Origin of the sequence: Pseudonocardia hierapolitana, from assembly GCF_007994075.1 — a bacterium.
GTDB lineage: Bacteria > Actinomycetota > Actinomycetes > Mycobacteriales > Pseudonocardiaceae > Pseudonocardia > Pseudonocardia hierapolitana.
In genome coordinates this window covers 7,400,504-7,425,471 of sequence record NZ_VIWU01000001.1, presented here as the reverse complement: position 1 = coordinate 7,425,471, position 24,968 = coordinate 7,400,504, and the positions used below count along the sequence as shown (strand labels likewise).

The window sequence follows — 24,968 nt, the reverse complement described above, 5'->3', positions numbered from 1 at the left end:
CTGTGTCTGATGGTGACCTCGCAAGCTCGGTCACGTCCTGCTCCCTTCCATCACGAGGTCGAGCACCCTCGCCTCGTCGAGCTCGTCGCCCGGCGCCTCGTGGACCACCCTGCCCTCCCGGACGACGAGCACGCGGTGTGCGAGCCCGAGCACCTCCGGCACCTCGCTGGACACCAGCACGATCGCCGCCCCCTCCGCGGCGAGCCGGTGGACCAGCGCGTAGATCTCGCTGCGGGCCCCGACGTCCACGCCGCGCGTGGGCTCGTCCAGCAGCAGCACCGTGCAGCCCTGCAGCAGCCAGCGCGCGAGCACGACCTTCTGCTGGTTGCCGCCCGACAGCGTGCGGACCGGCCGGGTGGCGTCCGCCGGCCGCACGTCGAGCTGACCGGTGACGTCCGCCGCCGCGTCCAGGTCGGCCTGAGGGCCGAGGAACCCGCCGCGGGCGTAGCGGGCCATCCCGGGCAGCGAGACGTTGCGGAACACCGGCTCGGCGAGCAGCAGACCCTGGCTCTTGCGCTCCTCCGGAGCGAGGCCCATCCCGGCGCGGACCGCACCCGGCACCGACCCGGGCCGGAGGACGCGCCCACGCACGCGCACGGTGCCGGCGGTGGCCTTGCGCGCCCCGTAGACGGTCTCCAGGATCTCCGAGCGCCCCGATCCGACGAGCCCGGCGAGCCCCACGACCTCGCCGGCCCGCACCGTGAACGAGACGTCCGCGAACTCACCGGTGCGCGAGAGCCCCTCGACCTCCAGCACGACCTCGTCGGAGGGCAGGTTGCGCTCCGGGAAGACGTACTCGATGGTGCGGCCGGTCATCAGCCGGATGACGTCGGCGGTCGGGGTGTCGCGCGCCGGCAGGTTGCGGGCGACGGTGCGGCCGTCCTTGAGCACGGTGACCCGGTCGCCGATCTCGCGGATCTCCTCGAGCCGGTGGGAGATGTAGACGACCGCGACGCCGTCGGCGGTGAGCTCGCGGATCACCCGGAACAGGTTCTGGACCTCCTCGGGGTCCAGAACCGCCGACGGCTCGTCCATCACGATCAGCCGGGCGTCGCGGGCAAGGGCCCTCGCCATGCTCACCACCTGCTGGCCCGCCGCCGAGAGCCGGCCCAGCTCGCGCCGCGGCGGGATCTCGGGGTGCCCCAGCCGGGAGAGGAGCTTCCGGGCGATGTCCTCGGCGGCGCGCAGCCGGCTGAACCCCATCCGCGACGGCTCGTGCCCGAGGACGATGTTCTCCGCGACCGACAGGCCCGGCACCAGGTCCAACTCCTGGTAGATGGTTGCGATACCGGCGGCGTCGGCGGCCTGCGGCGCCGCGAACGCCACCTGCCGGCCTTCCCAGACGATCTCGCCCGCGTCCGGCGTGTGCGCCCCGGCCAGCACCTTGATCAGCGTGGACTTGCCCGCGCCGTTCTGGCCCAGCAGGCAGTGCACCTCGCCCGCGGCGACGTCCAGGTCGACGCCGTCGAGCGCGCGCACCCCCGGGAACTGCTTCACGATGCCGCGCATCGCGAGCAGCGGCTCTCCAGTCATCTCGACACCACTGTCGTCCTCACTGCTTCGGGTGAGCTCCCCCCGCCCGAGGAACCTAGGAGCATTGACCAGTGCCGTACAACGACGGAATAATGTGACTTTCCGTCAGATTTCCGTCGATATCGGACCGTGATGCTGCATAGATCCCCACCGGCACCGTCTCCCCAGGCGCCGCTTCCGCCGCTGCGGCTCGCCACGCCGCCGCTCTCCGGCCGGACCGACACCGCCCTCACGCTGAGCACGGTGGCCCGGCTGGTCGCCTCCGGCGCCGCGCTGAGCAAGGCCGACCTCGTGCCGGCGGCCCGGTTGGCGCGCACCACCGTCAGCACGGCCGTCGACGAGCTGCTCGCCCGTGGGCTGTTGCAGATCGACGGGACCCGTCCGACCGTCGGCCGCGGACGGCCGGCCGACCGGCTCGCGCTCTCCCCGCGCGGCGGCCACGTGCTGCTCGCCGACGTCGGCGCGAGCAGCGCGCACCTCGCGGTCGTCGACCTGAGCCAGCGGATGCTCGCGCGCACCGAGGTGGACGTCCACATGGACGACGGCCCCGACGTGGTACTCCGAACGGTGGAGACGCAGCTCACCCACCTGCGGGAGACCGTGCCGGCGGGAGTCCCGGTACGCGCGGTCGTGATCGGCCTGCCCGGTCCGGTGGACGGCACCCGGGGCGTCCCCGTCCGCCCGCCGATCATGCCCGGATGGCACGCCTACCCCGTGGCCGCGCGGCTCTCGCAGACCTTCGGCTGCCCCGCCGTGCTGGAGAACGACGTCAACCTCCGCGCGCTCGGCGAGGCACGGGCCCTGCCCGCCGACCAGGTCCCGCTCCTCTTCGTCAAGGTCGGCACCGGCATCGGCGGAGGCCTGGTGAGCCGGGAAGGGACGCTTCACCACGGCGCCGACGGCGCGGCGGGCGACATCGGGCACGTCCGCGTGCGCGGCGCCCCGGACGAACCGTGCGTCTGCGGGAACGTGGGCTGCATCGAGGCGGTGGCGTCGGCAGGCGCCATCGCGCGCCGGCTCGGCACGCAGGGCCGGCCGATCCCCACCGCGGAGGTGCGCGCCCTGCTCGCTCACGGCGACGCAGGCGCGGTGGCGGCCGTGCGCGAGGCCGCCGCGCTGATCGGCGAGCTCGTCGCCACGCTGGTGCACTTCTACAACCCGGCGCGCGTGACGATCGGTGGCGGCCTGTCGGCCGCGAGCGACGAGCTGCTCGCCGGCGTGCGCAGCGTCGCCTACCAGCGGGCCCTGCCGCTCGCCACCCGCAACCTGGTGCTCACCAACAGCGTCCTCGGCGAGTACGCCGGGCTCGCGGGCGCCGCCGTGCTGGGCATCGAACGCGCACTGTCGACGGAGTCCATCGGCCTGCTCCTCGCCCAGCGCGCGTGACCCCCGCCACCCGTCGGACATCACGGGATCGGGTGAATAAGGGGACCCCGGTGACGCGCGTCGCAGCGGGCCGGATTCACTGGGCATCTTCACTGGTCAGGAGATCCGGACGGAACGGACGTCGATGAGCCTCACGACGAGCCTGCTGCGCGCTGCGGACCGCCCTCGCGGCACGGCCGCCGCCGCGGCCGCCGCGGTGGCGCTGCTGGCGCTCGGTGGGCTCGGCGCCGTGCTCGACGGGACCGCGCGGCAGACGGTGGCCAACCTCGGCGTGCTCCTCCTCGCCATCGGGGGTGGGTTGGGCTGCATGGGCGCGGCCCGCCGGACCGGAGGGCGGATCAGCCGCGGGTGGGCAGCGCTCGCCGTCGCGTGCTGGTTCTGGGCGGCGGGCCAGGCGGCGTGGACCCTGTACGAGAACGTGCTGGACATCGCCGCGCCCTACCCGTCCCTCGCCGACATCGGCTACCTGGGCTTTCCCGCGGCGGCGCTGGTGGGGCTGGCCTTCCTCGCCCCGCCCGGCTCCGGCCTCGCCACGCCGCGCCGCGTCCTCGACGCGCTCCTCGTCGGCTGTGCCGTGGGACTGGTCGCGTGGGTGACGGTGCTGGACCGCGTGATCGGCAGCTCCGGCGACTCGCTGCTGCACGCCGCCGTGGCGGTCGCCTACCCCGTGGCGGACGCCGTGCTGCTGACCGTCACCGTCCTGACCCTCGCCCAGACCCGGGACGCGCCCCTGCGCTGGGGGCTGCTCGGCGCAGGCGTACTCGCGATGGCCGCGTCCGACGCGACGTTCGCCTACCAGATCACGGTGGGCAGCTACGTCACCGGCTCGGCCGTCGAGTGGGGATGGCGGATCGCGTTCTGCCTGCTCGGCATCGCCGGCACGCTCGTGCGCGGCGGACCCCACGCGGAGCTGCACACCGCCCCGGCGCCGCGTGAGTCGGTCCGCGCCGGGCTCCTCCCCTACCTCCCGCTCGCGGCCGCCGCCGTGCTCGTCGCCCTGGAAGCCACGGGCGGTGCGGGCCTCGACGGCGTGGAGGTCATCTGCATCGCGGCGCTGGTGCTGCTCGTGCTCGCGCGCCAGTACGTCACCATGCGGGAGAACCAGGAGCTCACCCGCGCCATCCAGCAACGCGAGGTGCAGCTGCACCACCTCGCGTTCCACGACCCGCTCACCGGCCTCGCCAACCGGGCGCTGTTCCTCGACCGGCTCGAACACGCCCTCGACCGGGCCGAGCGCACCCGCCAGCCGGTCTCCGTGGCCTTCGTCGACCTGGACGGCTTCAAGGCCGTCAACGACACCCTCGGGCACGCGGCGGGCGATGCCCTCCTCGTCGGCGTGGCCGGCCGCCTGCGCGGAGCGCTGCGCAGCGCCGACACCCTCGCCCGCCTCGGCGGCGACGAGTTCGCGGTGCTCGTCGAGCAGGGCGACGACGCGACGACCGCCGCCCGGCGCCTGCTCGGCACCCTGCGCGACCCGTTCCACGTGCACGGCCGCTCGGTGGCGGTGTCGGCGAGCATCGGCGTGGCCACCGTCGAGGCCGGGCAGGACACCGGCACCGACGCCGCCACCCGCGCAGCCACCCTGCTGCACCGCGCCGACGTCGCGATGTACGCGGTGAAGGCGTCCGGCAAGGGGGACGTGGCCGCCCACACCGCCGCGCTCGACGGGGAGCCGACCGACCGGAACGGACGGCACGCCGTGCGCCGGGTGCGCCCGCCGCTGCCCGAGGCGTTCGCCGACGCCCTGCACCGCGGAGACGTGCAGGCGATCTACCAGCCGGTCGTGGACCCGGTGTCCGGGCGGATCGCCGCCATGGAGGTGCTCGCCCGCTGGACGCACGAGGGCGAGCCGATCCCGCCGGCCACGTTCATCCCGGCGTGCACCGCCGCGGGCCTGTCCGGCCAGCTGACCGCGCTCATGCTGGAGCAGGGCTGCGCCCAGCTCGGCCTGTGGAACGCCGGGCTCGCACACCGGCGCCTGCGGATCGCGGTGAACGTCGACCCCACCGAGTTCGGCGACAGCGGGCTGCCGGACCGCGTGGCGGGGGTCCTGCGGCGCTACGGCATCTCCCCCGGCCAGCTCGCGCTGGAGATGACCGAGACGGCCGTGAACAACCGGCCGGCCAACGCCGTCGACGTGATGCACCGGCTGCGCGGGCTCGGCGTCCGGATCGCGCTCGACGACTTCGGCACCGGCTACTCCACGCTGTCCCGGCTCGCCCGCACGCCCGTGGACACCGTGAAGATCGACCAGTCCTTCGTGGCGCACATCGACCACGACGAGCAGCAGCGGTGGTTCCTGCGCGGTCTGCTCGACCTCGCCCGCCACCTGGGCCTGCGGACGGTCGCGGAGGGCGTCGAGCGGGCGGGGCAGCTGCACGAGCTGCGCCGCCAGGGCTGCGACCTGGTGCAGGGCCACTTCGTCGCCCGCCCCGCCACGGGCGCGCAACTCACCCCCGCCGTGCTCGCCGACCTCCCGATCCTCGCTCCCCACCTGCGCGGCATGCGCACGAGCGACACCCGGCTGGCCGCCGGCCGCTGGTTCCGCCCCGCCTCCGAACCAGGCTGATCACGAACGCATGACTCACCGCGTCCGAACGCAAGACTCACCGCGCCCGAACGCAAGACTCACCGCGCCCGAACGCAAGACTCGCGCGAGTCCGACGTCCTGACACGGCGAGTCCGACGTTCCAGCACGGCGAGTCCGACGTTCCAGCACGGCGAGTCCGACGCCCGCGCGCGGCGAGTCGGTCGCTCAGGCCGGCAGCGGGATGGTTGCCGTCGGGGCGTGGGCGCGGGTGGTCGCCAGCTCCTCGAACTCCTGCACCGCGTCGATCTCGGTGCCCATGGCGATGTTCGTGACCCGTTCGCAGATCACCTCGACCACCACCGGCACCCGGTGCACCGCCATCAGCTGCCGGGCCGTGGCGAAGGCGCCTGCGAGCTCGCGGGGATCGGTCACGCGCAGGGCCTTGCAGCCCAGGCCCTCGGCCACCGCGACGTGGTCGACGCCGTACTTGCCCAGCCCGGGCGCGTTGACGTTGTCGAAGCCCAGCTGCACGCAGTAGTCCATGTCGAATGCGCGCTGGGACTGGCGGATCAGCCCGAGGTAGGAGTTGTTCAGCACGAGGTGCAGGTAGGGCAGGTTGAACTGCGCCCCGACCGCGAGCTCCTCGATCATGAACTGGAAGTCGTAGTCGCCGGAGACGGCCACGACGAACGCGTCCGGGTCGGCGGCGCGGACGCCGAGCGCGGCAGGGGCGGTCCAGCCCAGCGGGCCGGCCTGCCCGGCGTTGATCCAGTGCCGGGGTCGCTGGACGTGCAGGAACTGCGCGGCCGCGATCTGGGAGAGCCCGATGGTGGTGACGTAGCGGGTGTCGGGCCCGAACGCCCGGTTGCACTCCTCGTACACGCGCTGCGGCTTGATCGGCATGTCGTCGAAGTGGGTGCGGCGCTGCATCGTGCCCTTGCGGCGGGCGCACTCGCGCACCCACGCGGTGCGGTCCGGCTGCGTCCGCCCGCGGGCGGCGGCGAGCATCTCCCGCAGGAAGGCGCCCGCGTCGGACACCACGCCGTAGTCGGGCGCGAACACCCGCCCGACCTGCGTCGGCTCGATGTCGACGTGCACGAACGTGCGGCCTGCGCGGTAGACGTCGAGGCCGCCGGTGTGCCGGTTGGCCCACCGGTTGCCGATGCCGAGCACGACGTCGGACGCGAGCAGGGTGGCGTTGCCGTACCGGTGGGACGTCTGCAGCCCGGCCATGCCGGCCATCAGCGGATGGTCGTCCGGGATGGCGCCCCAGCACATGAGCGTGGGCACGACCGGCACGTCGAGCAGCTCGGCCAGCTCGACGAGCTCCGCGCAGGCATCCGCGCCGACGATCCCGCCGCCCGCGACGATGATCGGCCGCTCCGCGCCCGCCAGCAGTTCCAGGACCTTCTCGGCCTGCGCCCTGGTGGCGGCGGGCCGGTGCACCGGCAGCGGGGCGTAGGTGTCGATGTCGAAGGCGATCTCGGCCTGCTGGACGTCGAGCGGCAGGTCGATCAGCACCGGGCCGGGACGGCCGGAGCGCATCAGGTGGAAGGCCTGGGAGAACGCGCCCGGCACCTGACCGGGCTCGCGCACCGTCACCGCCCACCTGGTGACGGGCGCGGCGATGGCGGCGATGTCGACGGCCTGGAAGTCCTCCTTGTGCAACCGCGCCACCGGCGCCTGGCCGGTGATCGCGAGCAGGGGCACCGAGTCGGCCGCCGCGGCGTAGAGCCCGGTGACCATGTCGGTGCCGGCCGGGCCGGACGTGCCGACGCAGACGCCGATGTTCCCGGCCGCCGTGCGGCTGTAGCCGTCGGCCATGTGCGCGGCGCCCTCGACGTGACGGGCGAGCACGTGCTGGAGGGAGCCGTCACGGCGGACGGCGTCGTAGAACGGGTTGATCGCCGCACCCGGCACTCCGAACAGGTGCGACACGCCCTCACGGCGCAGGATCGCGACGGCGGCGTCGACGGCGCGCATCCGTTCCATCAGGTGCCACCCCTCCCGGACAGCCTCTCGACGAGCAGGAGCAGCGCGCTGTGGTCGAGGTCGCCGTGCCCCATGGCCCGCAGCGCCCCCACGAGCTGGGCGACGTGCGCCCCGAGCGGGATCGTCACGCCGGCCTCGCGGGCGGCGGCGGTGACGATGCCCAGGTCCTTGTGGTGCAGGTCGATCCGGAAGCCGGGCGCGAACTCGCGCGCGCGCATGCCGGCGGCCTTGCGCTGCAGCACCGTGCTGCCGGCCAGGCCGCCGCCGAGCACCGTGGTGGCGGCCTCGGTGTCGACGCCGTGCGCCTCGAGGAACACGAGCGCCTCGGCGAGCAGCTGGATGTTGCCGGCGACGATCAGCTGGTTGGCCGCCTTCACCGTCTGGCCCGCGCCTGCGGGGCCGACGTGCACGACGGTGCCGCCCACCACGTCGAGGTACGGCCGCGCCGCCTCCACGTCCTCGGCCGCGCCGCCGACCATGATCGACAGCGAGCCTTCCTTCGCGCCCGCCTCCCCGCCGCTCACGGGCGCGTCGACGACGCGGATGCCGCGCTCGTTCCCCGCCGATGCGATCGCGCGGGCGACGTCGGGGCGGATCGTGGAACAGTCGATGTGCAGGGTGCCGGGCTTCGCGGTGGCGTAGATCCCGTCGGCGCCGAGCGACACGTCCTCGACGTCCGGGCTGTCCGGCACCATCGTGATCACGACCTCGGCGTCGCGCACCGCGTCGGCCACACTGCTCGCGGCCCGGCCGCCGCGCTCGACGAGGCGGTCCACGGCGGGGCGGGATCGGTTGTAGCCCACCACGTCGTGGCCGGCGTCGATCAGGTGGCCGGCCATGGGGGCGCCCATGATGCCGAGCCCGATGAACGCGATGGTCGTCGCGTCGTTGGTGGTCACTGCTGTTCCTCCTGGAGCCAGTCGAAGGCGTGGTCGCTGCCGCTGGACGGTACGTACTCCAGCCCGATCCAGCCGGTGTAGCCGGCCGCGGTGAGGGCGGAGAGGTGCGCGTCGAAGGGGATCTCGCCGGTGCCGGGCTCGTGGCGGCCGGGCGCGTCGGCGATCTGGACGTGCCCGATCCGGGCGGCGTGGTCGCGGATCACCGCGGCGACGTCGTCGCCGTTGACGGTGAGGTGGTACAGATCGGCCAGCAGCGCGACGTTCGGGACGTTGAGGCGGTCGGCCACGGCCAGTGCGTCCGCCGCGGTGCGCAGCGGGTAGCGGTCGGCGCCGGAGAGCGGCTCGAGCACCACGGTCCCGTCGAGCAGGGCGGCGGCGCGGGCGAGGTTCTGCACGGCGAGGTCGTCCTGGTCGCGCGGGTCGGCGCCCTCGACGCGGTTGCCGTAGAGCGCGTTGAACACCCGCGTACCGAGCCGCTTCCCGATCGCGGCGGCGATGTCGATGCTGTCGCGGAACTCGCTCTCCCGCCCCGGCCACGACGCCAGCCCGCGGTCCCCGTTCGGCATGTCACCAGCGGCGAGGTTGAGCCCGGTGAGCTGCACGCCGGCGTCCTCGATCGCGCCCACGAAGCGCTCGACCTCGGCATCGGGCGGCGCAGCGATGGGGAACGGCCACCAGAACTCGACGGCGTCGAACCCCGCGGCCTTCGCCGCGGCCGGCCGGTCGAGCAGGGGCAGCTCGGTGAAGAGGATCGAGCAGTTGACGGTGTAGCGCACCAGTGCGTACCTCCGGGTGGGTTGCAGCATGGCCACCTTCATGCCATCTCGTTGCATGAAGGTGGCCATGCTGCAATCAGGGCTGGGACCAGCGGGCAGCCAGCTCCGCGCGGCCGGCCTCGGTGAGGCGGCCGTGCAGACGCAGGCGGGCCATGCCGCCGTCGGGGAACACGTCCATGCGGACGTGCGTGACCGGGGCGGCAGGGACTCTGAAGCGGTGGCGGGTGTCGGGCTGCAGCGGGGTGCGGGGCAGCAGCTCGACGGTGTCGCCGTCGGCGGTGCGACCGGTGAGCGCGGCCCAACCGGGCGCGTTGTGCAGGAACCAGCTCGTGTCGAGCTCGGCCAGCACCAGCTCCGCCTCGGCGACGAGCGCCACCTCGACCCAGTCGTTGCCGTCGTCGCGGCGGCGGGCGTTCTCCCAGCCCTCGCCCATCGTGCGGGCGGGGCCGGGCAGCAGCAGGTTGTTGGGCGATCCGTAGAACGCATTCGAGCAGGCCACCACGCGGCCGCCGTTCTCGAGGGCGGCGAGGTCGGCTGTGCCGAGCGCGTCCAGCTGGTCGGGGTCGGGAAGCGCCTCGCCGTGCACCCGCAGCCGGGCGACGCCGCCGTCGGGGAAGATCCGCAGCCGGACGTGGGTGACCCGGCGCGGGTTCTCCACCGCGAAGGCGTTCTCGGAGTCGCCCGACACCGGCGAGCGGGGCACGAGCGGCTCCCACTCCAGCGCGGCCATGTCGACGAGACCGTCGGCGCGAGCGCCGTCCACCGCGATCTCGGGCGGGTAGTTGCCCGTGAACCAGGCCGTGTCGACCACGACCCCGTGCACCACCCCGGACGCCCCGAGCCGCACGACCGCCTCGTCGTGCCCCGGGGAGCGTCGCCTGCGCGTCTCCCAGCCGTCGTAGACCTTGCCCTGGGAGCCGAACGTGGTGGGGTCGAACGCCGGCCGGCCCGGCGTGATCAGGTTCTCCTTCGCGGCGAACGCGTCGTCGTTGGCGTACACGACCGCGCCGCCGAGTGAACGCAGCGCGAGATCGGGCAGCTCCCGGAAATCGCTCAACGCACGGCCTCGCTGACGCTCGGCCGACGCTTCGCGTCGGCGCTGTGACATCGGCTCGCTCGCAAGCTCGCTCACCAGCTCTCTCCTCGTCGCAGCAGCCGCCCGCGCGGCGTCCCGTCGGCCGGGGCGCCGCGCAGCCACGTCTGGCGCACCACGCCCGTGAGCTCCCGCCCCGCGTACGGGGTGACCGCGTGCCGGTGGTGCAGCTCCCCCACCGTGTACGGCTCGTCCGGCGCGAAGACGACGAGGTCGGCGTCGGCGCCCGCGGTGATGCGGCCCTTGCGTCCGAGCCCGACGCGCGCGGCGGGCGCGTGGGCCATCCACTCGACGACCCGCGCGAGCCCGTGGCCGCGCCGGCGCGCCTCGGTCCACACGACCGGCAGCCCGACCTGCAGCGACGCGATGCCGCCCCACGCGGTGCCGAAGTCGCCGGTGTCGAGGTGCTTGAGGTCGGGTGGGGACGGCGAGTGGTCGGAGACGATCATGTCGATCACGCCGTCGGCGAGGCCCTGCCACAGCGCGTCCCGGTTGGCCGCCTCCCGCACCGGCGGGCAGCACTTGAACCGGGTGTCGCCGTCGGGCACCTCCTCGGCGGTGAGCGCGAGGTAGTGCGGGCAGGTCTCGACGCTCACCGGCAGCCCCTCGGCCCGGGCGGCGGCGAGCTGCGGCAGCGCGGACGCCGCCGACAGGTGCACCACGTGCACCCGCGCGCCGGTCTCGCGGGCCAGCCGCAGGAGGGTCGCGATCGCCCCGTCCTCCGCCTCGGGTGGCCGGGACGCGACGAAGTCGGCGTAACGGCGCCCGGATGCGGGGCGGACCGCGTCGCCGTCCTCGGCGTGGGCGATGAGCAGCCCGTCGTACTCGGCGACGGCCGCGAGCGCGGCTCGCAGGCCGTCGGCGTCGAGCGGCGGGAACTCCGGCACCCCGCTGTCGAGGAGGAAGCACTTCACGCCGAAGACGCCCTCGGCGTGCAGCTTCGCCAGCTCGCCCGCGTTGCCGGGGATCGCCCCGCCCCAGAAACCGACGTCCACGGCGCACTGCCCGTCGGCCGCCTCCCGCTTGGTCTGCAGCGCGGCCACGTCGACGGTGGGCGGCAGCGAGTTGAGCGGCATGTCCACGATCGTCGTGACGCCGCCCGCCGCCGCGGCCCGGGTGGCGGTGGCGAAGCCCTCCCACTCGGTGCGGCCCGGCTCGTTGACGTGCACGTGGGTGTCGACCAGGCCCGGCAGCAACACCTCGTCGTCCGCGAGGACGACCTCCTGAGCATCCACCGGGAGGTCGTACGGCAGCACGGCCTCGATCCGGTCGCCCGAGACCAGCACGGCGGACGGCCGCTCGGCACCGTCGACGACGGCCCGCCGCGCCCGGAAGACGATCACTGCTTCTCCTGGAACGCCCGCCAGCTGGCGAGCTCGGAGATGTCCTCCAGCGGTGGGAGCTGCGGGTACTCGCGGCGCAGGATCATCGCGAGCGACCCGCTGCCGTCGGCCAGCTCGACGACCCCGAGCTCCAGCCCGTCGGGCTCGCCGGGGAGCAGCACCTCGCGCAGCTGCTCGTAGGACAGCTCGTAGACCTCGCCCTCGACGGCCGCGCCGCCCTCCCCGACGTCCTCGAGGGCCGGGTACTTCCCCCCGACGGCGTGGAACCGGTAGCGCGGCGCCGTGGTGGTGCGGGCCACCAGCGGGGCGTCACCCACGAGGTGGTGATCGGCTCCGCCGGACATGGCGGTGCCGTTCAGGAACATCCGTGGCACTGTTCAGACCCCCGCTGCGGATTCGACGATGTGTTCCGGCCGGATCGGGACGCGGCGCAGCGCGCGCCCCGTCGCCTCCCGGATCGCGGCCGCGACGGCGGGGCCGCTGGAGATCGTCGGCGGTTCGCCGACCCCACGCACACCGTAAGGGGCGTGCGGGTCGGCGTACTCGAGAACCTCGATCTTCATCGGCGGCATGTCGAGGATCGTCGGGATCAGGTAGTCGGTGAACGAGGGGTTCTTGACGATCCCGTCCGCGACCACGACCTCCTCCATCAGCGCGAGGCCCATGCCCTGTGCGCTTCCGCCCTGGATCTGCCCGATCACGGCGTCCGGGTTGATCGCCTTGCCGACGTCCTGCGCGGTGTCCAGCGCGACGACCTTGACCAGGCCGAGCTCCACGTCGACGTCCACGACCGCCCGGTGTGCGGAGAACGCGTACTGGACGTGCGCGGTGCCCTGCCCGGTCTCCGGGTCGATCGCCTCCGTGGGCCGGTGGCGCCACTCGACGGTCTCCTCCACGGCGTCGTCACCGAGGACCGCTGCGAGGTCGGTGAGCACCTCACCCTCCTCCGACACGATCTTGTCCCCGTCGAGCCGGAGCCGGGACCGGCCGAAGCTGGGCCGGTCGAGCTGCTCGCCCGCCCGTTCCAGCACGGAGGCCCGCACCTTCTCGCAGGCGGCCTTGACCGCACCGCCGGTGACGTAGGTCTGGCGGGACGCCGAGGTGGAGCCGCCGGATCCGACGGTGGTGTCCTTGGGCGCCACGACGACCCGGTCAATGCCCAGCTCGGTGCGCACGATCTGCTGCTCGACGGTGATCAGCCCCTGGCCGACCTCGGCCGCCGCCGTCTGCACGGTGGCCACCGGCTCGCCGCCGATCATCTGCAGCCGCACCCTGGCCGTCGAGTAGTCGTCGAAGCCTTCGGAGAACCCGACGTTCTTGTAGGTCACGGCGTAGCCGACACCCCGCACGACGCCCTCGCCGTGCGTCGTGTTGGAGACCCCGCCCGGCAGGTCCCGCAGGTCGCGCTCGGATCCCGGTTCGGGCGGCAGGGGCAGGTCGCGGACCTTGCGGATCAGCTCGGCCACGGGCGCGGCGGAGTCGATGAGCTGGCCGGTGATGTTGACATCGCCCTCGCACATGCCGTTGCGGGCGCGGATCTCCACCCGGTCGACGCCGACGGTGTCGGCGAGCTCGTCCATCAGCGCCTCGTGCGCGAACGCGGCCTGCACGCAGCCGAAGCCCCGCATCGCGCCGCACGGCGGGTTGTTGGTGTAGACGCCGCGGGCGTCGACGCGCACGTTCGGGATCCGGTACGGGCCCAGCCCGAGCGTGCCGCCGTTGCCCACGACCGCGGGCGTCGACGAGGCGTACGCGCCACCGTCGAAGAGCAGATCGGCCTTCGCGTAGACGAGCGTGCCGTCGCGCTCGGCACCGAACTCGTAGTGCAGCCACGCGGGGTGGCGGTGCACGTGCCCGAAGAACGACTCCTCACGGGAGTAGCTCATCTTCACCGGCTTGCCGGTGTGCAGGGCGAGCAGGCAGGCGTGGACGTGCATCGACAAGTCCTCGCGCCCGCCGAACGCCCCGCCCACCCCGGCGAGGTGCAGGCGCACCTTCTCGGGCCCCATCCCGAGCGCGCGGCAGACCTGGCGCTGGTCGACGTGCAGCCACTGGGTGGCGACGTAGAGGTCGAGGCCGCCGTCCTCGGCCGGCACGGCGAGCCCGGACTCGGGCCCGAGGAAGGCCTGGTCCTGCATGCCGACCTCGAAGTCGAGCGCGACGACGACCGGCGCGCTCGGGTTCTCCTCCCCGCGCCGGAGCTTGAGGTGCCGCACCAGGTTCCCGCCGGGCTGCACCTGCGGAGCGTCCGGGTCGAGGGCCTTGCGCGGGTCGGTGACGGCGGGCAGCTCCTCGTACGTCACCACGATCTTCTTCGCCGCCCGCCGGGCGGTCTCGGGGTGGTCGGCGGCGACGAGCGCCACCGGCTCGCCCTGGTAGCGGACCACGTCCCCGGCGAGCACCGGCGTGTCCTGGTGCTCCAATCCCACGGAGTTCTCGCCGGGCACGTCGCCCGCCGTGAGCACGGCCGACACGCCGGGCACGGCCAGTGCCTCGCCGATGTCGATCGACACGATCCGGGCGTGCGGGTGCGGGCTGCGCAGGGTGACGCCCCAGACCATGTCGTCGTGCCACAGGTCGCTGGCGTACGCGAACTCGCCGGTGACCTTCAGCGTGCCGTCCGGGCGCAGCGGGCTGTCCCCGATGCGGCCCGACGTGCGGATTCCCGTGGCCGATGTCCCCGGAGCAGATGTCTCGGTACTGGTCATGCCTTCTCCAGCAGTTCGCGGTGGACGGCCTCGGCCTCGCGGGCGAGCGCGTCGGCGTCGACGGTGAGTACCCGGTCGCGCTCGACGACCGGGCGCCCGTCCACGAGCAGCAGTTCCAGGGGTGGCGGGGCGCCCAGCACGAGCGCGGCAACCGGGTCGGCGACGTCGGCGTGCGCGGGCCCGTCGATCCGCCAGAGCGCGAGGTCGGCGAGCTTGCCCACCTCGATGGAGCCCAGCTCGTCGGTGCGCCCGAGCACCGCGGCGCCGCCGAGCGTGGCCAGTTCGAGGCCGTCCCGCACGGACAGCGCGGTGGGGCCGCCGACGGCACGGGCGAAGAGCACGGCGTGCCGGACCTCCTCCAGGAGGCTCCCGGCCTCGTTGCTCGCCGCCCCGTCCACGCCGAGGCCGATGCGGGCGCCTGCGTCGCGCAGGTCCCTGGTGCGGGCGATGCCTGCGCCGAGCCGGGCGTTGGAGGACGGGCAGTGCGCGACGCCGGTGCCGGTGTCGCCGATCTTCTTGACGGCCGCGTCGTCCAGGTGGATCGCGTGGGCGAACCAGACGTCCTCGCCGGTCCAGCCCAGGCTCTCCACGTACTCGAGCGGGGTGCAGCCGAACCGCTCGCGGCAGAACTCCTCCTCGTCGAGGGTCTCGGCGAGGTGGGTGTGCAGCCGCACACCACGGCGCCGGGCGAGCTCTGCGGCCTCGCGCATGAGCTCGCCGGTCACGGAGAACGGCGAGCAGGGCGCGAGGCCGATCCGCAGCATCGAGCCGGGCGACGGGTCGTGCCAGCGGTCGATCGCCGCCTCGGAGGCGGCGAGGATCGCATCGCGGTCCTCGACGACGTGGTCGGGCGGGAGTCCGCCGTCGCGCTGCCCGAGGTCCATCGAGCCGCGGGTCGGGTGGAAGCGCAGGCCCACCTCCCTGGCCGCGGTGATCTCGGCGCCGAGCAGGTCGCCGCCCTCGCGCGGGAAGACGTAATGGTGGTCGGTGCTGGTCGTGCAGCCGGTGCGCGCGAGCTGGGCGAGCGCCCCGCTCGCTCCGACGTGCACCGCGCGCTCGTCGATGCCGGCCCACACCGGGTAGAGCGTGGTGAGCCACTCGAAGAGCGTGGCGTCGACGGCGAGGCCGCGCGTCACCCACTGGTAGAGGTGGTTGTGGGTGTTCACGAACCCCGGCGTGAGCAGGCAACCGCGACCGTCGACGACCCGGCCCGAGCGCTCCGGCGCCGGTCCCGCGCCCACCGCGGTGATCCGGTTGTCCTCGACGACCACGTACCCGTCCGGGAACTCCTCACCGGAGACGGTGACGACGTGCGCCCCTTCGATGATCACTGCGCCGCCTCCGCCGCGGTCCGGACGGCATCCATGATCTTCTCGTAGCCCGTGCACCGACACAGGTTCCCGGCCAGGGCCTCCCGGATCTCCGGGTCGGACGGGCGCGGGTTGCGCTGCAGCAGGTCGTGCGTGGAGACGATCAGGCCCGGGGTGCAGAAGCCGCACTGCACGGCCCCGCGCTCCAGGAACGCCTGCTGCACCGGATGCAGGTCCTCACCGGACCCGAGCCCTTCGACGGTGGTGACCTCACGACCGTTGGCCTGCCCCGCCGCCACGAGGCACGAGCAGACCGGCGTGCCGTCGAGGTAGACCGTGCAGGAGCCGCACTCGCCCTGCTCGCACGCGTTCTTCGAGCCGGGCAGGCCGAGCCGCTCGCGCAGTGCGTAGAGCAGGCTCTCGCCCTCCCACACGTCGTCGGCCTCGCGCCGCTCACCGTTGATCGTCAGTTCGATCTTCATGTCAGGCGGCCCTCCGGTAGTCGTCCCATGCCCAGGTGGCGGCGCGGCGCGCCATGACCGACAAGGAATGGAGCCGGTACGCGGCGGTGCCGCGCACGTCGTCGATGGGGGCGGCGGCGTCGCGGACCTTCCGCCCGAACTCCACGGCGAGTCCCTCGGGCAGCGCGCCGCGGGACTCCCACAGGCCGGCGGCGGCCAGCTCGCCGGCCAGGAAATCCTCCGCGGCGAGGGCCCGGCGTGGAGTGGGTGCCGCCGACCCGATGCCCGTGCCGACGGCCTGCCGCTGCGGGTGCAGGGCCAGCCCGAACGCCGACACCGCGATCACCATCGCGTTCCGGGTGCCGATCTTGCAGAACTGCTGCGGTCCGGCGGCCGGCGGGATGAGCACGGCGGCGATCAGCTCGTCCGGGGCGAGGGCGTTGCGCTTGACGCCCGTGTAGAACTCCGCGGCCGGTATGCGCCGGACTCCGCGCACGGACGCGACCTCGATCTCGGCGTCGGCCGCGAGCAGCGGCGGGTGGCTGTCCCCGGCCGGGGAGGCCGCACCCAGGTTGCCGCCCACCGTGCCGCGGTTGCGGATCTGCGGCGAACCGACGGTCCGCGCGGCGATCGCGAGCCCGGGCAGCCGGTCGCCCAGCTCGTCGATGACGCGGGTGTAGGTGACGCCGGAGCCCAGGCGCACCCGCCCGTCCTCCTCGACGCCCCATTCCTGCAGCTCGGGCACGCGGGTCAGGTCGAGCAGGGCAGGCGGGCGGCGGTGGTCGAAGTTGATCTCGACCATCACGTCGGTGCCGCCGGCCACCGGCACGGCGTCCGGCTGCTCGGCCTTCGCCGCGAGGGCGTCGGCCCACGTCGTCGGCGCGAGGAAGTCCATGCCGTGAAGTACAGCGCTCCGCTGCGACGCGCAGAAGTCGCCGCGGTGACGAATCGCCCGAGCCGGGACCCCGAACGGGTTGTAGGTTCCTCCAATGCAGCTGCGCGACCTGCTGGCCCACCCCGCACTGGGGTTGCGGCTGCTGCACGCCGGCAGCGCCCCGGACGCCCTCGACCGGCCGGTCCGGTGGGTCTACACCACCGACCTGATCAACCCGGCCCGCTACCTGTCCGGCGGCGAGCTGGTGATCAGCGGGCTGGTGTGGCGGGGTGGACCCGCCGACAGCGAGCGGTTCGTCGCCGCCGTCGCCGGCGCCGGAGCGGTGGCGCTCGCCGCGGGCGAGGCGGTGTTCCACGGCATCCCCGACGACCTGGTCGAGGCCTGCCGCCGCCACGGCCTCCCGCTGATCGCCGTGCCGGAGGAGGTGTCGTTCGCGGCGGTCACCGAGCTGGTGGTCGGCGCGCTGACGGCCGCGCGCGGCGACCGGCTCGCGCTCACCCTCGGCCGCCAGCGCCGACTGCTCTCCGCGGTCGCGGGCGGGCTCGGGCTCGACGAGCTGGCCGCCGAGGTCTCGGCGTCCACCGGGGTGGCGATCCGGGTGCTGTCCGCCACGGGTCGCGCCGTCGTGGCGGGTCCGGCGCCGCTCACCGGCGACGACCTGGACGCCGCCGTCACGGCGTTCCTCACCGCGGACCGGCTCCCGGCGGTCGTCCCCGGCACCGTGCCGGGCCCCGGGCGATCGGTGTTCCCGGTGGGGCCCGCGTCGGAGGAGCGGATCACGTCGTGGTTCGTGGCCGCCGACGGCGACTGCACCGGCTGGGAGGCGGAGGTCGGCGACATCGTCGGCGAGCTGGTGGCGATCACCGCGCTCGACCGGGCCCGTCGCGGCGAGGGCCTGCGGCTCGCCCGCGAGATCGCCGAGGACGCGATCGGGCTCATCGCGGCCGGTTCGGCCCACCGGCCGGAGGCGGCCGTGCGGCTGCGGCAGGCGGGCCTCGACCCGGACGCGCCACTGGTCGTCGCGGTGGCCGGCTTCGGGACACCCGACCGCGTGCAGACCGCCCGTTCGGTGCTCGTCGACGCCGCCACGCACGTCGGAGCCCCTGCGGTCGGCGTGCACGACGAGATGGCGGTGGCGCTGTTGCCCGCTGGCCCGCCCGACGCACCCACCGACGCCGTGCTCGGCACCGCCCTGCGCCGGCTCGCGCCCGGGCTCGGCTCCGACCGGCTCACGGTGGGCGTGAGCCGTCCCGCGCCGATCGAGGCCCTCTCCGGCGCGCTGCAGGAGGCCCGGCACGCCCGCGAGCTCGCCGCTCGTCGCCCCGGCCCGGTGCACGTCGTGACCGGCTCCGAGGTCACCTCGCACGTGGCGTTGCTCGCCGCCGTGCCCGACGAGCTGCGCCGCGCGTTCGCGGTCCGCGTGCTGGAGCCCGTGCTGGACTACGACGCGCGCAACGGCGCGGGCCTGCGCGAGACCCTCGAGGCGTTCCTCGAGTGCTCCGGTTCGTGGAGCCGGGCCGCCCAGCGCCTGCACCTGCACGTCAACACCGTCCGCTACCGCATCGGCCGAGTGGAGGAGCTCACGGGCCGCAACCTCGCGGAGCTCCCCGACCGGGTGGACGTGTACCTCGCGCTCCGTTCGCTCTGATCTCCCGCCGGGCGCGCAGGAACGTCCCTTGGACGGCGCGCTCCCCCGCTCCGTGAACGCATGAAAGCTCCCTTCCGTACCCACCGGAGAGATCCGCTCCCCGACACTTGGAGATCTCCATGTACACATGGTGGAAAACCGCCCTGATCGCCGGCGCGGCCCTTGTCGCGACCGCCTCGTGTGCCGGCAACACCCCGACCACGCCCGCCGCGGCCGCCGCGCCCGTCGGCGACCCATCCAGACCCGCCGCCGGCGCCGCCGCCGCCGTGGACGTCGTCGGCCTGGTCGACGGGAAATCGTTGGTGCGCTTCACCACCGCCGACCCCACGGCCACCGGAGAACCGGCCACGGTCTCCGGCCTGGACGGGGACACCCGGCTGATCGGTATCGACCACCGCGTCCAGGACGGCAAGCTCTACGGCGTCGGGGACGAGGGCGGGCTGTACTCGCTCACCGAGACCGGCACCGCCACCAGAGTCGGCGAGCTGTCGGTGCCGCTGGACGGCGAGGTGTTCGGCGTCGACTTCAACCCCGCCGCGAACGCGCTGCGGATCATCAGCGACACCGGGCAGAACCTGCGCCAGCCGTTCGCGACGACGCCGCTGCCCGATACGGTCGCGGACACCGAACTCACCAACCCGGCCCAGGCACCCGCCACCGGCACCGTGCCGGCCACCGGAGTGGTGTCCGCTGCCTACACCAACAACGACACCGAGGACACGACCGCGACGTCGCTGTTCGTGCTCGACGCCAAGGTCGGCCGGATCTCGCTGCAGTCCCCGGCCAACGGCGGCACGCTCGCCCCGACCGGCAGCCTCGGCGTCGATCCCGACGCCGGGTGGGGCTTCGACATCCACACCGACCCGGACGGCGTCAACACCGGCTACGCCACGCTGAAGGTCGGCAGCGGGTACGAGCTGCACTCGGTCGACCTGCTCACCGGCGCGGCCACCCGGATCGGCACCCTCGACGGCACCGTCACCGACATCGCGGTGGCACTGCGGTAGCACGGACCACCGGGTCGGCGAGGCTCAGCTGAGCCTCGCCGACCCCTGGACCAGAACGAACGATCGTGCTAGAACTGCGTGCATGAGCAAGGGCGAGGCGACCCGCTGGGTCATCCTCGACGAGGCGAGCCGGCTGGCGCGCCGCGTCGGCCTGACCGGGCTCACGATCGGCTCGCTCGCCACCCAGACCGGCATGAGCAAGAGCGGCCTCTTCGCCCACTTCGGCTCCAAGGAGTCGCTGCAGCTGCAGGTCCTCGAGCACAGCAGGGACCGGTTCGTCGACGACGTCATCCGGCCCGCGCTCAAGGCGCCGCGGGGCGAGCCCCGGGTGCGGGACCTGTTCGAACGCTGGCTCGAATGGGACTCCGTCGAGGGCGGCTGCCCGCTGGTCGCCGCCTCGTTCGAGCTCGACGACCAGCCCGGACCGGTGCGCGAGAGCCTCGTGCGCGTGCAGCGGGACTGGTCCGACACCCTCGCCACGGTCTTCACCAGCGGCATCGGTGAGGGCCACTTCCGCCCGGACGCCGACCCGCGCCAGTTCGCCCAGGACGTGATGGGCGTGATGCTCTCCTTCCACATGGCGAGCCGCCTGCTCGGCGACTCGAACGCCGCCGACCGCGCCAAGCGCGCGCTCGACCTCCTCCTCGCCACCGCCGCCGCCTGACCACCACCGATCCGGAGGGACCATCCCCGTGTCGCCAAAAAATAGCACGATCGTTCGTCTTTTTTCGTGGGGTGAGCGATGGGCCCCGGCCGTCGCGGCGAGGTTCGCGGCCCGGACCTGGTTCACGATCCCGCCGCCGATTCCGCGGGACCGGTTGCCCGCACTCCCGCCGGGCACGGCCGCCGGGGTGCAGCTGCAGGGACGCGCCCTGCACGCCGTCACCTGGGGCGCGGGCGAGCCCGTCTACCTCGTGCACGGCTGGGGTGGGCGGTCCGAGCAGCTGGGTGCGTTCGTCGGGCCGCTCGTCGCCGCCGGGCACCGGGTGATCGCCTTCGACGGCCCCGGCCACGGCGCCTCGCCCGCAGGCGCCCACGGTCCGCGCTCGACCACGATCCCGGAACTCGCCGACGCCCTGCGCGCCGTGGTCGCCGAGCACGGCAGGCCACATGCGGTGATCGCCCACTCGATGGGCGGCGCCGTCGCGGCCCACGCCATCCGCACGGGGCTGCGGCCGGGTGCACTCGTGCTGCTCGCGCCGACGGCCGACCCGCGCCGGGTGCTCGACCGGTTCGTGCAGCAGATCGGCGCCGGCCCGCGGGTACGGGCCGGACTGGAGCGGGCCGTCGTGCGGCGCGTCGGACTGCCGTGGCAGACCTTCCACGTCCCCTCGCTGCACCGCTCGACGCCCGTGCCGCCCACGCTCGTGGTGCACGACGCGCAGGACCGGGAGGTCGGGCCCGAGCACGGCCGCGCGATCGCCGAGGCCTGGCCCGGCGCCCGGCTGATGCTCACCGAGGGCCTCGGTCACCGCAGGCTGCTCCGCGACGCGGGCGTGATCGACGACGCCGTCCGGTTCGTGACCGACGCGCGCACCGCCCGGCGGCCGGCATGACCCCGTCTCCCCACCCCGCAGGCGTTCCGTCCCCCGAACCGCTCGTCCACCCGCTGGACCGCGCATGCGCAGAGGCCGCGGTCGAGGCGGTCTTCGCGGGCCTGTCCCCGCGCAGCCGCTACCTGCGCTTCCACTCCCCCGTGCCGCGCCTGCCGGACTCCGTGCGCGCCCGGCTGGTGGACATCGACGGCGCCCGCCACGCGGCCGTCGTCGCCGAGGTGCGCGACCTCGGGCCGATCGGGCTCGCCCAGGTCTTCGGGCCGGGGCACGGCACGGCCGACGTCGCCGTCGCCGTGGTGGACGCCTGGCAGCGGCGCGGGATCGGCAAGCGCCTGCTCACCGCATTGGCAGCGGTGGCAGAGGAGATCGGCTACACGGAGCTGCGCGGCTCGATCCTGCCGGAGAACGTGGCGATGCAACGACTCGCCCGCAGCGTCCTGCCCTGGGCACGGCCGTGGTTCGACGGGGAGACCGTGCAGTTCGTGGCCCCGATCGGCCCGGCGGCCTGGACCGTGACGCACGAGGACCTCCTCGCCGACCTGGTGCGCTAGCGGCCCCCAGCGCTCCCCCGGAGCACTGACGTGCGGCTGACGACCCGAATCCGCGGATCCAGCAGGCGACGGACCCTGGGGACCGCGGCAAGGCGCACGCCACCGCTGCCCCAACGGCGCTGCTGTGCTGCTGACGGCGATCACCGACTGCGAGCAGTGCGTCAGCGTTGTCCTCCGAGCGCTGACGTGTGGCTCGCGACGATCAACGGGCGGAGAACTCGCCCGCCCGGACGGCGGCCAGGAACTCCACCCACGACGTGGCCGGGTAGCGGTGCGGAAGAAGCGCGCGGTCCTTCGTGTCGCGCACCGCCACCGCTCCGGGCAGGAACGCCACCTCGACGCACCCTTCACCGTTGCCGCCGCTGAAGCTGCTCGTGAACCAGCGGAGCTCGTCGTCACGCACGGCCTTCTCCTTCGGACGGGCTCACCTCCCGGCCAGCCGACGGATCAGCACGAGCGACTCGGCCGGGTCGAGCGCGTCGGACGACAAGCGCTCGAACGTCAGCCTAGCCCGCGCGACGTCTCCGGCCTTGTCGAGACTCAAGGCCCCGAGGGAGTGCTCGACGTAAGCCATGTCCGGCTCGCCCAGGTCCCCGAAGTGGAGAATCGTGAACCCCGACGCGAGCCCGGCGTGTGCGCCCGCGGACGCCGGCAGCACGTGAAGCGTCACCGTGTCGAGCCCGGCGAGCGTGATGAGGTGATCGAGCTGCGCTTGCCGGACCTCAGCGCCGCCCACAGTTCTGTGGAGCGCAGACTCGTCGATCACCGTGACTAGCTGCAGCGGGTTGTCCGCCGAGGTCAATCGCTGCTGGCGGTAGACCCGCGCGGCGACCTCGTTGTCGAGCTGCTCCTGGGTGCGCCGCACCGGGACCGCGACCATCAGTGCCCGGGCGTAGTCGGCGGTCTGGAGCAGTCCCGTGACGTAACCGAGGCTGAAGATGTGGACACGCCTGGCCTCCGTCTCGAAGGCGATGTAGCTGTTGTTGCCCAGCCCGTAGGCCTTCCACCACCCCGGCTGGTTGGCCTCCCGAGCCAGCTCCACCAGCTCGGTCCACCGATCCCCACCCACGTCGTACAGGTCGAGCATGCCCCGCACCCAGTGGACGTCGATGAGGATCTGGGCGTTCTCGATCCGGGACAGCTTGCTCACCGAGAAGTCCAGCTTGGGCGCCGCCTCCTCCAGGGTGAAGCCGGCCTCCTCGCGCAGCAGCCGCAGCTGCCGGGCCAGCACCCGCCGCCGGACCATCGACCCCTCGTGCCGCGTCACGTGACCCCCCGCTCCGACTCGATCACGGATCGTGGCACGCGAGAACCCGGGAGCGGGAATCCCGCCGCGGCGATTCCCGCGGCGGACTCCGGCCACGGCGCGATCGAGGGCAGGCCGGGGGCCCACGTCGCCCGCGGGACGGCCTGACGGGACCCGTCCACCGCGCTACCGTCGCATACGGTCATGAGACCGAGATCACACTGGTGTGGCCCGCGGCGGGACCGGGAGGTCGTGATGGGACGACGTGACATCGAGTTCGACGCCGAGGGCGTCATCCTGCGCGGGTGGTTCTACCGCGCCGACGGGGTGTCGGGTCGCGCCCCGACCGTCGTGCTCGCGCACGGGTTCTCCGCGGTGAAGGAGATGTACCTCGACTCCTTCGCCGAGGTCTTCGCCGCCGCCGGGCTGAACGCGCTCGTGTTCGACAACCGGAACTTCGGGGACAGCGACGGTGAGCCGCGCCAGGAGATCGACCCGTGGCAACAGGTGCGGGACTACCGCCACGCCATCACCTACGCGGGCACGCTCGACGAGGTCGACCCGGAGCGAATCGGGGTGTGGGGATCGAGCTACTCCGGCGGGCACGCGCTCGTCCTCGGCGCGATCGACCGGCGGGTCAAGGCCGTGGTCACCCAGGTCCCGCTGGTCAGCGGGTCGGCCAATATCGGCGAGCTGGTGCGCGCCGACTTCCGCGCCGGGTTCCGCGCCCAGTTCGACGCCGACCGGGCGGCGCGGTTCGCCGGGGACCCACCGGCCATGGTGCCGGTGGTGGCGGAGAACCCCCTGGCGCCGTCGGCACTGCCCACGGCGGACTCCTGGACGTGGTTCACCGAGACCGGCAAGACCCGCGCCCCGGCCTGGCGCAACGAAGTCACCCTCCGCACCGTGGAGATGCTCGGCGAATACGAGCCCGAGAGCTACATCGGCCGGATCAGCCCGACCCCGCTGCTCATGCTCGTCGCCCGCGATGACCACCTCACGCCGGCGCGCCTGGCCATCGACGCCTACGAGCGCGCCCGCGAGCCGAAGAAGTTGGTGATCCTGCCCGGCGGGCACTTCGACGCGTACGTCGCCGGGTTCGACCGGGCCAGCGGTCCGGCCCGCGACTGGTTCGTCGAGCACCTCGGAGCGGGTGCCTGAGAATCGGCCGTCACCCTCGCGTGACCGTCGCCTCGATCAGCCCGTACGGGCGGTCGGCCGCGTAGAACACCTCGTTGGGGTTCTCCAGGCCGAACGGCGACAGGTCCACGGTGAAGTGGTGCTTGTTGGGCGCCTGCAGGGTGATCTCGGCGATCTCCGGGTGCGCCTCGAGCACTCCGCGGCCCATCTCCCACAGCGTCTGCTGCAGCGCGAGCGAGTGCACGGTGGCGAACTTCTCCAGGAGGATCCGCCTGGCGTCGGCCCACGTCTTGTCCCAGTCCACCTCAACGCCCGAGTAGCGCCACTGCGCGACGAGTGCCGTCGCCATGATCCGGTCGTCGGTCTCGGGCAGCGTCGTGTACCGGTCCTTCAGGAAGCCGTGGAACTCCGAGCCGGTCGACTTGAGCAGCACCAGGTCGCGCAGGCCCGAGACGACCTCGGTGCCCCCGTCCGAGACGTCGACGACGGTGCTGCGCACCTCGGGGCCGCGGCGCACCCACGTGTGGTCGTGGCCCTCGCCGCCGACGGGCACGCGCTCCCACGCGAACTCGTCGACCGCGATCCGGGCGCCGCGCACCGGCTCGACGTCGTCGACGAAGTGCCGGGCCAGGGTGAGCGCGAACTCCTCGATGGCGCGCAGCCCGTGCTCCTTCGCGAACGCGTAGGCGGTGTTCTTCTGCGTGTCGGTGGGCAGCACCTTGGACTGGTCGCCGTGCAGGTGCGCGTCGGCGAAGTCGCCGCGCAGCGCGGTGGACACGGTGACGTCGCGGATCTCGTGCCGCGCGTTCTCCCGGTAGATCCGGACGAGGCGGTTCTCCGCCTTCCCGTACTGGTTGGCGCCCAGGACGATTGCCCTGTTGTTCGACATTGCAG

General features: G+C 73.6%; 22 protein-coding genes. 8 read left to right on the top strand and 14 right to left on the bottom strand.

Annotation, left to right across the window (positions count from 1 at the left end):
• Nucleotides 1–30 precede the first annotated feature (30 nt).
• Nucleotides 31–1,533, bottom strand: a complete 1,503-nt coding sequence (locus FHX44_RS35045; protein WP_170309161.1) for a sugar ABC transporter ATP-binding protein — start codon at nucleotides 1,531–1,533, stop codon at nucleotides 31–33.
• 132 nt (nucleotides 1,534–1,665) lie between these two features.
• Here FHX44_RS35045 and FHX44_RS35040 point away from each other — a divergent pair, with 132 nt between their 5' ends.
• Both FHX44_RS35040 and FHX44_RS35035 read left to right on the top strand, forming a co-directional pair.
• Nucleotides 1,666–2,919: an ROK family protein gene (locus tag FHX44_RS35040; RefSeq protein WP_147259694.1), complete on the top strand. Its 1,254-nt coding sequence runs from the start codon at nucleotides 1,666–1,668 to the stop codon at nucleotides 2,917–2,919.
• A 124-nt stretch (nucleotides 2,920–3,043) separates the two neighbouring features.
• Nucleotides 3,044–5,488 carry a putative bifunctional diguanylate cyclase/phosphodiesterase gene (locus FHX44_RS35035; RefSeq protein WP_147259693.1) on the top strand — a complete coding sequence of 815 codons (2,445 nt, stop codon included), beginning with the start codon at nucleotides 3,044–3,046 and terminating at the stop codon, nucleotides 5,486–5,488.
• A gap of 186 nt (nucleotides 5,489–5,674) precedes the next feature.
• Here the strand turns inward: FHX44_RS35035 and gcl are convergent, their stop codons facing one another.
• The 10 genes from gcl to FHX44_RS34985 form a co-directional block, all read right to left on the bottom strand.
• Nucleotides 5,675–7,441 (bottom strand): glyoxylate carboligase, encoded by a 1,767-nt coding sequence (gene gcl / locus FHX44_RS35030; RefSeq protein ID WP_147259692.1) that lies wholly within the window; start codon nucleotides 7,439–7,441, stop codon nucleotides 5,675–5,677.
• Nucleotides 7,441–8,340 carry a 2-hydroxy-3-oxopropionate reductase gene (locus tag FHX44_RS35025; protein WP_281287934.1) on the bottom strand — a complete coding sequence of 300 codons (900 nt, stop codon included), beginning with the start codon at nucleotides 8,338–8,340 and terminating at the stop codon, nucleotides 7,441–7,443. The genes gcl and FHX44_RS35025 overlap by 1 nt, the downstream gene beginning before the upstream one ends.
• Entirely contained in the window at nucleotides 8,337–9,158 is an 822-nt protein-coding gene (locus FHX44_RS35020; protein ID WP_246170754.1) for a hydroxypyruvate isomerase family protein, read from the bottom strand. The genes FHX44_RS35025 and FHX44_RS35020 overlap by 4 nt, the downstream gene beginning before the upstream one ends.
• A 34-nt stretch (nucleotides 9,159–9,192) precedes the next feature.
• The gene (gene alc / locus FHX44_RS35015) at nucleotides 9,193–10,173 is read right to left on the bottom strand and encodes an allantoicase (RefSeq protein ID WP_246170753.1); all 981 of its coding nucleotides are present in this window, start codon (nucleotides 10,171–10,173) and stop codon (nucleotides 9,193–9,195) included.
• Between the two features lie 71 nt (nucleotides 10,174–10,244).
• Entirely contained in the window at nucleotides 10,245–11,552 is a 1,308-nt protein-coding gene (gene allB / locus FHX44_RS35010; protein WP_147259691.1) for an allantoinase AllB, read from the bottom strand.
• Nucleotides 11,549–11,917, bottom strand: coding sequence for an allophanate hydrolase-related protein (locus tag FHX44_RS35005; protein WP_342793313.1), 369 nt, complete (start codon nucleotides 11,915–11,917; stop codon nucleotides 11,549–11,551). The genes allB and FHX44_RS35005 overlap by 4 nt, the downstream gene beginning before the upstream one ends.
• 12 nt (nucleotides 11,918–11,929) lie before the next feature.
• On the bottom strand, nucleotides 11,930–14,260 hold the full coding sequence (gene pucD, locus FHX44_RS35000) for a xanthine dehydrogenase subunit D (protein ID WP_147259689.1): 2,331 nt from the start codon (nucleotides 14,258–14,260) through the stop codon (nucleotides 11,930–11,932).
• Complete coding sequence (locus tag FHX44_RS34995) at nucleotides 14,257–15,591, bottom strand: 8-oxoguanine deaminase (RefSeq protein WP_147259688.1); 1,335 nt, start codon at nucleotides 15,589–15,591, stop codon at nucleotides 14,257–14,259. Before FHX44_RS34995 ends, pucD begins: the two co-directional genes overlap by 4 nt.
• Nucleotides 15,588–16,052, bottom strand: a complete 465-nt coding sequence (locus FHX44_RS34990; RefSeq protein ID WP_147259687.1) for a (2Fe-2S)-binding protein — start codon at nucleotides 16,050–16,052, stop codon at nucleotides 15,588–15,590. Before FHX44_RS34990 ends, FHX44_RS34995 begins: the two co-directional genes overlap by 4 nt.
• 1 nt (nucleotide 16,053) lies before the next feature.
• Nucleotides 16,054–16,926 (bottom strand): FAD binding domain-containing protein, encoded by an 873-nt coding sequence (locus FHX44_RS34985; protein WP_147259686.1) that lies wholly within the window; start codon nucleotides 16,924–16,926, stop codon nucleotides 16,054–16,056.
• Nucleotides 16,927–17,020: 94 nt separating this feature from the next.
• Here FHX44_RS34985 and FHX44_RS34980 point away from each other — a divergent pair, with 94 nt between their 5' ends.
• From FHX44_RS34980 to FHX44_RS34960, 5 genes are all read left to right on the top strand, one after another.
• Nucleotides 17,021–18,574 carry a PucR family transcriptional regulator gene (locus tag FHX44_RS34980; protein ID WP_147259685.1) on the top strand — a complete coding sequence of 518 codons (1,554 nt, stop codon included), beginning with the start codon at nucleotides 17,021–17,023 and terminating at the stop codon, nucleotides 18,572–18,574.
• 119 nt (nucleotides 18,575–18,693) lie between these two features.
• Entirely contained in the window at nucleotides 18,694–19,581 is an 888-nt protein-coding gene (locus FHX44_RS34975) for a DUF4394 domain-containing protein (RefSeq protein ID WP_170309160.1), read from the top strand.
• Between the two features lie 82 nt (nucleotides 19,582–19,663).
• Nucleotides 19,664–20,245, top strand: a complete 582-nt coding sequence (locus FHX44_RS34970) for a TetR/AcrR family transcriptional regulator (RefSeq protein WP_147259684.1) — start codon at nucleotides 19,664–19,666, stop codon at nucleotides 20,243–20,245.
• Between the two features lie 154 nt (nucleotides 20,246–20,399).
• The gene (locus tag FHX44_RS34965) at nucleotides 20,400–21,137 is read left to right on the top strand and encodes an alpha/beta fold hydrolase (protein WP_170309159.1); all 738 of its coding nucleotides are present in this window, start codon (nucleotides 20,400–20,402) and stop codon (nucleotides 21,135–21,137) included.
• Nucleotides 21,134–21,688 carry a GNAT family N-acetyltransferase gene (locus FHX44_RS34960; protein WP_147259682.1) on the top strand — a complete coding sequence of 185 codons (555 nt, stop codon included), beginning with the start codon at nucleotides 21,134–21,136 and terminating at the stop codon, nucleotides 21,686–21,688. Before FHX44_RS34965 ends, FHX44_RS34960 begins: the two co-directional genes overlap by 4 nt.
• Before the next feature lie 202 nt (nucleotides 21,689–21,890).
• On the opposite strand, the gene FHX44_RS34955 is transcribed toward FHX44_RS34960, so the two are convergent.
• Both FHX44_RS34955 and FHX44_RS34950 read right to left on the bottom strand, forming a co-directional pair.
• A complete protein-coding gene (locus FHX44_RS34955) occupies nucleotides 21,891–22,091 on the bottom strand; it encodes a DUF397 domain-containing protein (protein WP_147259681.1) in 201 nt (66 codons plus the stop codon).
• A gap of 21 nt (nucleotides 22,092–22,112) precedes the next feature.
• Nucleotides 22,113–22,955 carry a helix-turn-helix domain-containing protein gene (locus tag FHX44_RS34950; protein WP_212612787.1) on the bottom strand — a complete coding sequence of 281 codons (843 nt, stop codon included), beginning with the start codon at nucleotides 22,953–22,955 and terminating at the stop codon, nucleotides 22,113–22,115.
• Nucleotides 22,956–23,189: 234 nt separating this feature from the next.
• On the opposite strand from FHX44_RS34950, the gene FHX44_RS34945 reads away from it, so the two are divergent.
• Nucleotides 23,190–24,095 carry an alpha/beta hydrolase gene (locus FHX44_RS34945; RefSeq protein WP_147259680.1) on the top strand — a complete coding sequence of 302 codons (906 nt, stop codon included), beginning with the start codon at nucleotides 23,190–23,192 and terminating at the stop codon, nucleotides 24,093–24,095.
• Between the two features lie 10 nt (nucleotides 24,096–24,105).
• Here FHX44_RS34945 and pucL read toward each other — a convergent pair whose 3' ends face one another.
• Nucleotides 24,106–24,963 carry a factor-independent urate hydroxylase gene (gene pucL / locus FHX44_RS34940; RefSeq protein ID WP_147259679.1) on the bottom strand — a complete coding sequence of 286 codons (858 nt, stop codon included), beginning with the start codon at nucleotides 24,961–24,963 and terminating at the stop codon, nucleotides 24,106–24,108.
• Nucleotides 24,964–24,968 lie beyond the last annotated feature (5 nt).

Coding starts and splice junctions, on each gene's coding strand:
- FHX44_RS35045 (WP_170309161.1), bottom strand. CDS start 1,533: ATGACTGGAGAGCCGCTGCTCGCGATGCGCGGCATCGTGAAGCAGTTC.
- FHX44_RS35040 (WP_147259694.1), top strand. CDS start 1,666: ATGCTGCATAGATCCCCACCGGCACCGTCTCCCCAGGCGCCGCTTCCG.
- FHX44_RS35035 (WP_147259693.1), top strand. CDS start 3,044: ATGAGCCTCACGACGAGCCTGCTGCGCGCTGCGGACCGCCCTCGCGGC.
- gcl (WP_147259692.1), bottom strand. CDS start 7,441: ATGGAACGGATGCGCGCCGTCGACGCCGCCGTCGCGATCCTGCGCCGT.
- FHX44_RS35020 (WP_246170754.1), bottom strand. CDS start 9,158: ATGAAGGTGGCCATGCTGCAACCCACCCGGAGGTACGCACTGGTGCGC.
- FHX44_RS35005 (WP_342793313.1), bottom strand. CDS start 11,917: ATGTTCCTGAACGGCACCGCCATGTCCGGCGGAGCCGATCACCACCTC.
- pucD (WP_147259689.1), bottom strand. CDS start 14,260: ATGACCAGTACCGAGACATCTGCTCCGGGGACATCGGCCACGGGAATC.
- FHX44_RS34990 (WP_147259687.1), bottom strand. CDS start 16,052: ATGAAGATCGAACTGACGATCAACGGTGAGCGGCGCGAGGCCGACGAC.
- FHX44_RS34985 (WP_147259686.1), bottom strand. CDS start 16,926: ATGGACTTCCTCGCGCCGACGACGTGGGCCGACGCCCTCGCGGCGAAG.
- FHX44_RS34980 (WP_147259685.1), top strand. CDS start 17,021: ATGCAGCTGCGCGACCTGCTGGCCCACCCCGCACTGGGGTTGCGGCTG.
- FHX44_RS34975 (WP_170309160.1), top strand. CDS start 18,694: ATGTACACATGGTGGAAAACCGCCCTGATCGCCGGCGCGGCCCTTGTC.
- FHX44_RS34970 (WP_147259684.1), top strand. CDS start 19,664: ATGAGCAAGGGCGAGGCGACCCGCTGGGTCATCCTCGACGAGGCGAGC.
- FHX44_RS34960 (WP_147259682.1), top strand. CDS start 21,134: ATGACCCCGTCTCCCCACCCCGCAGGCGTTCCGTCCCCCGAACCGCTC.
- FHX44_RS34945 (WP_147259680.1), top strand. CDS start 23,190: ATGGGACGACGTGACATCGAGTTCGACGCCGAGGGCGTCATCCTGCGC.
- pucL (WP_147259679.1), bottom strand. CDS start 24,963: ATGTCGAACAACAGGGCAATCGTCCTGGGCGCCAACCAGTACGGGAAG.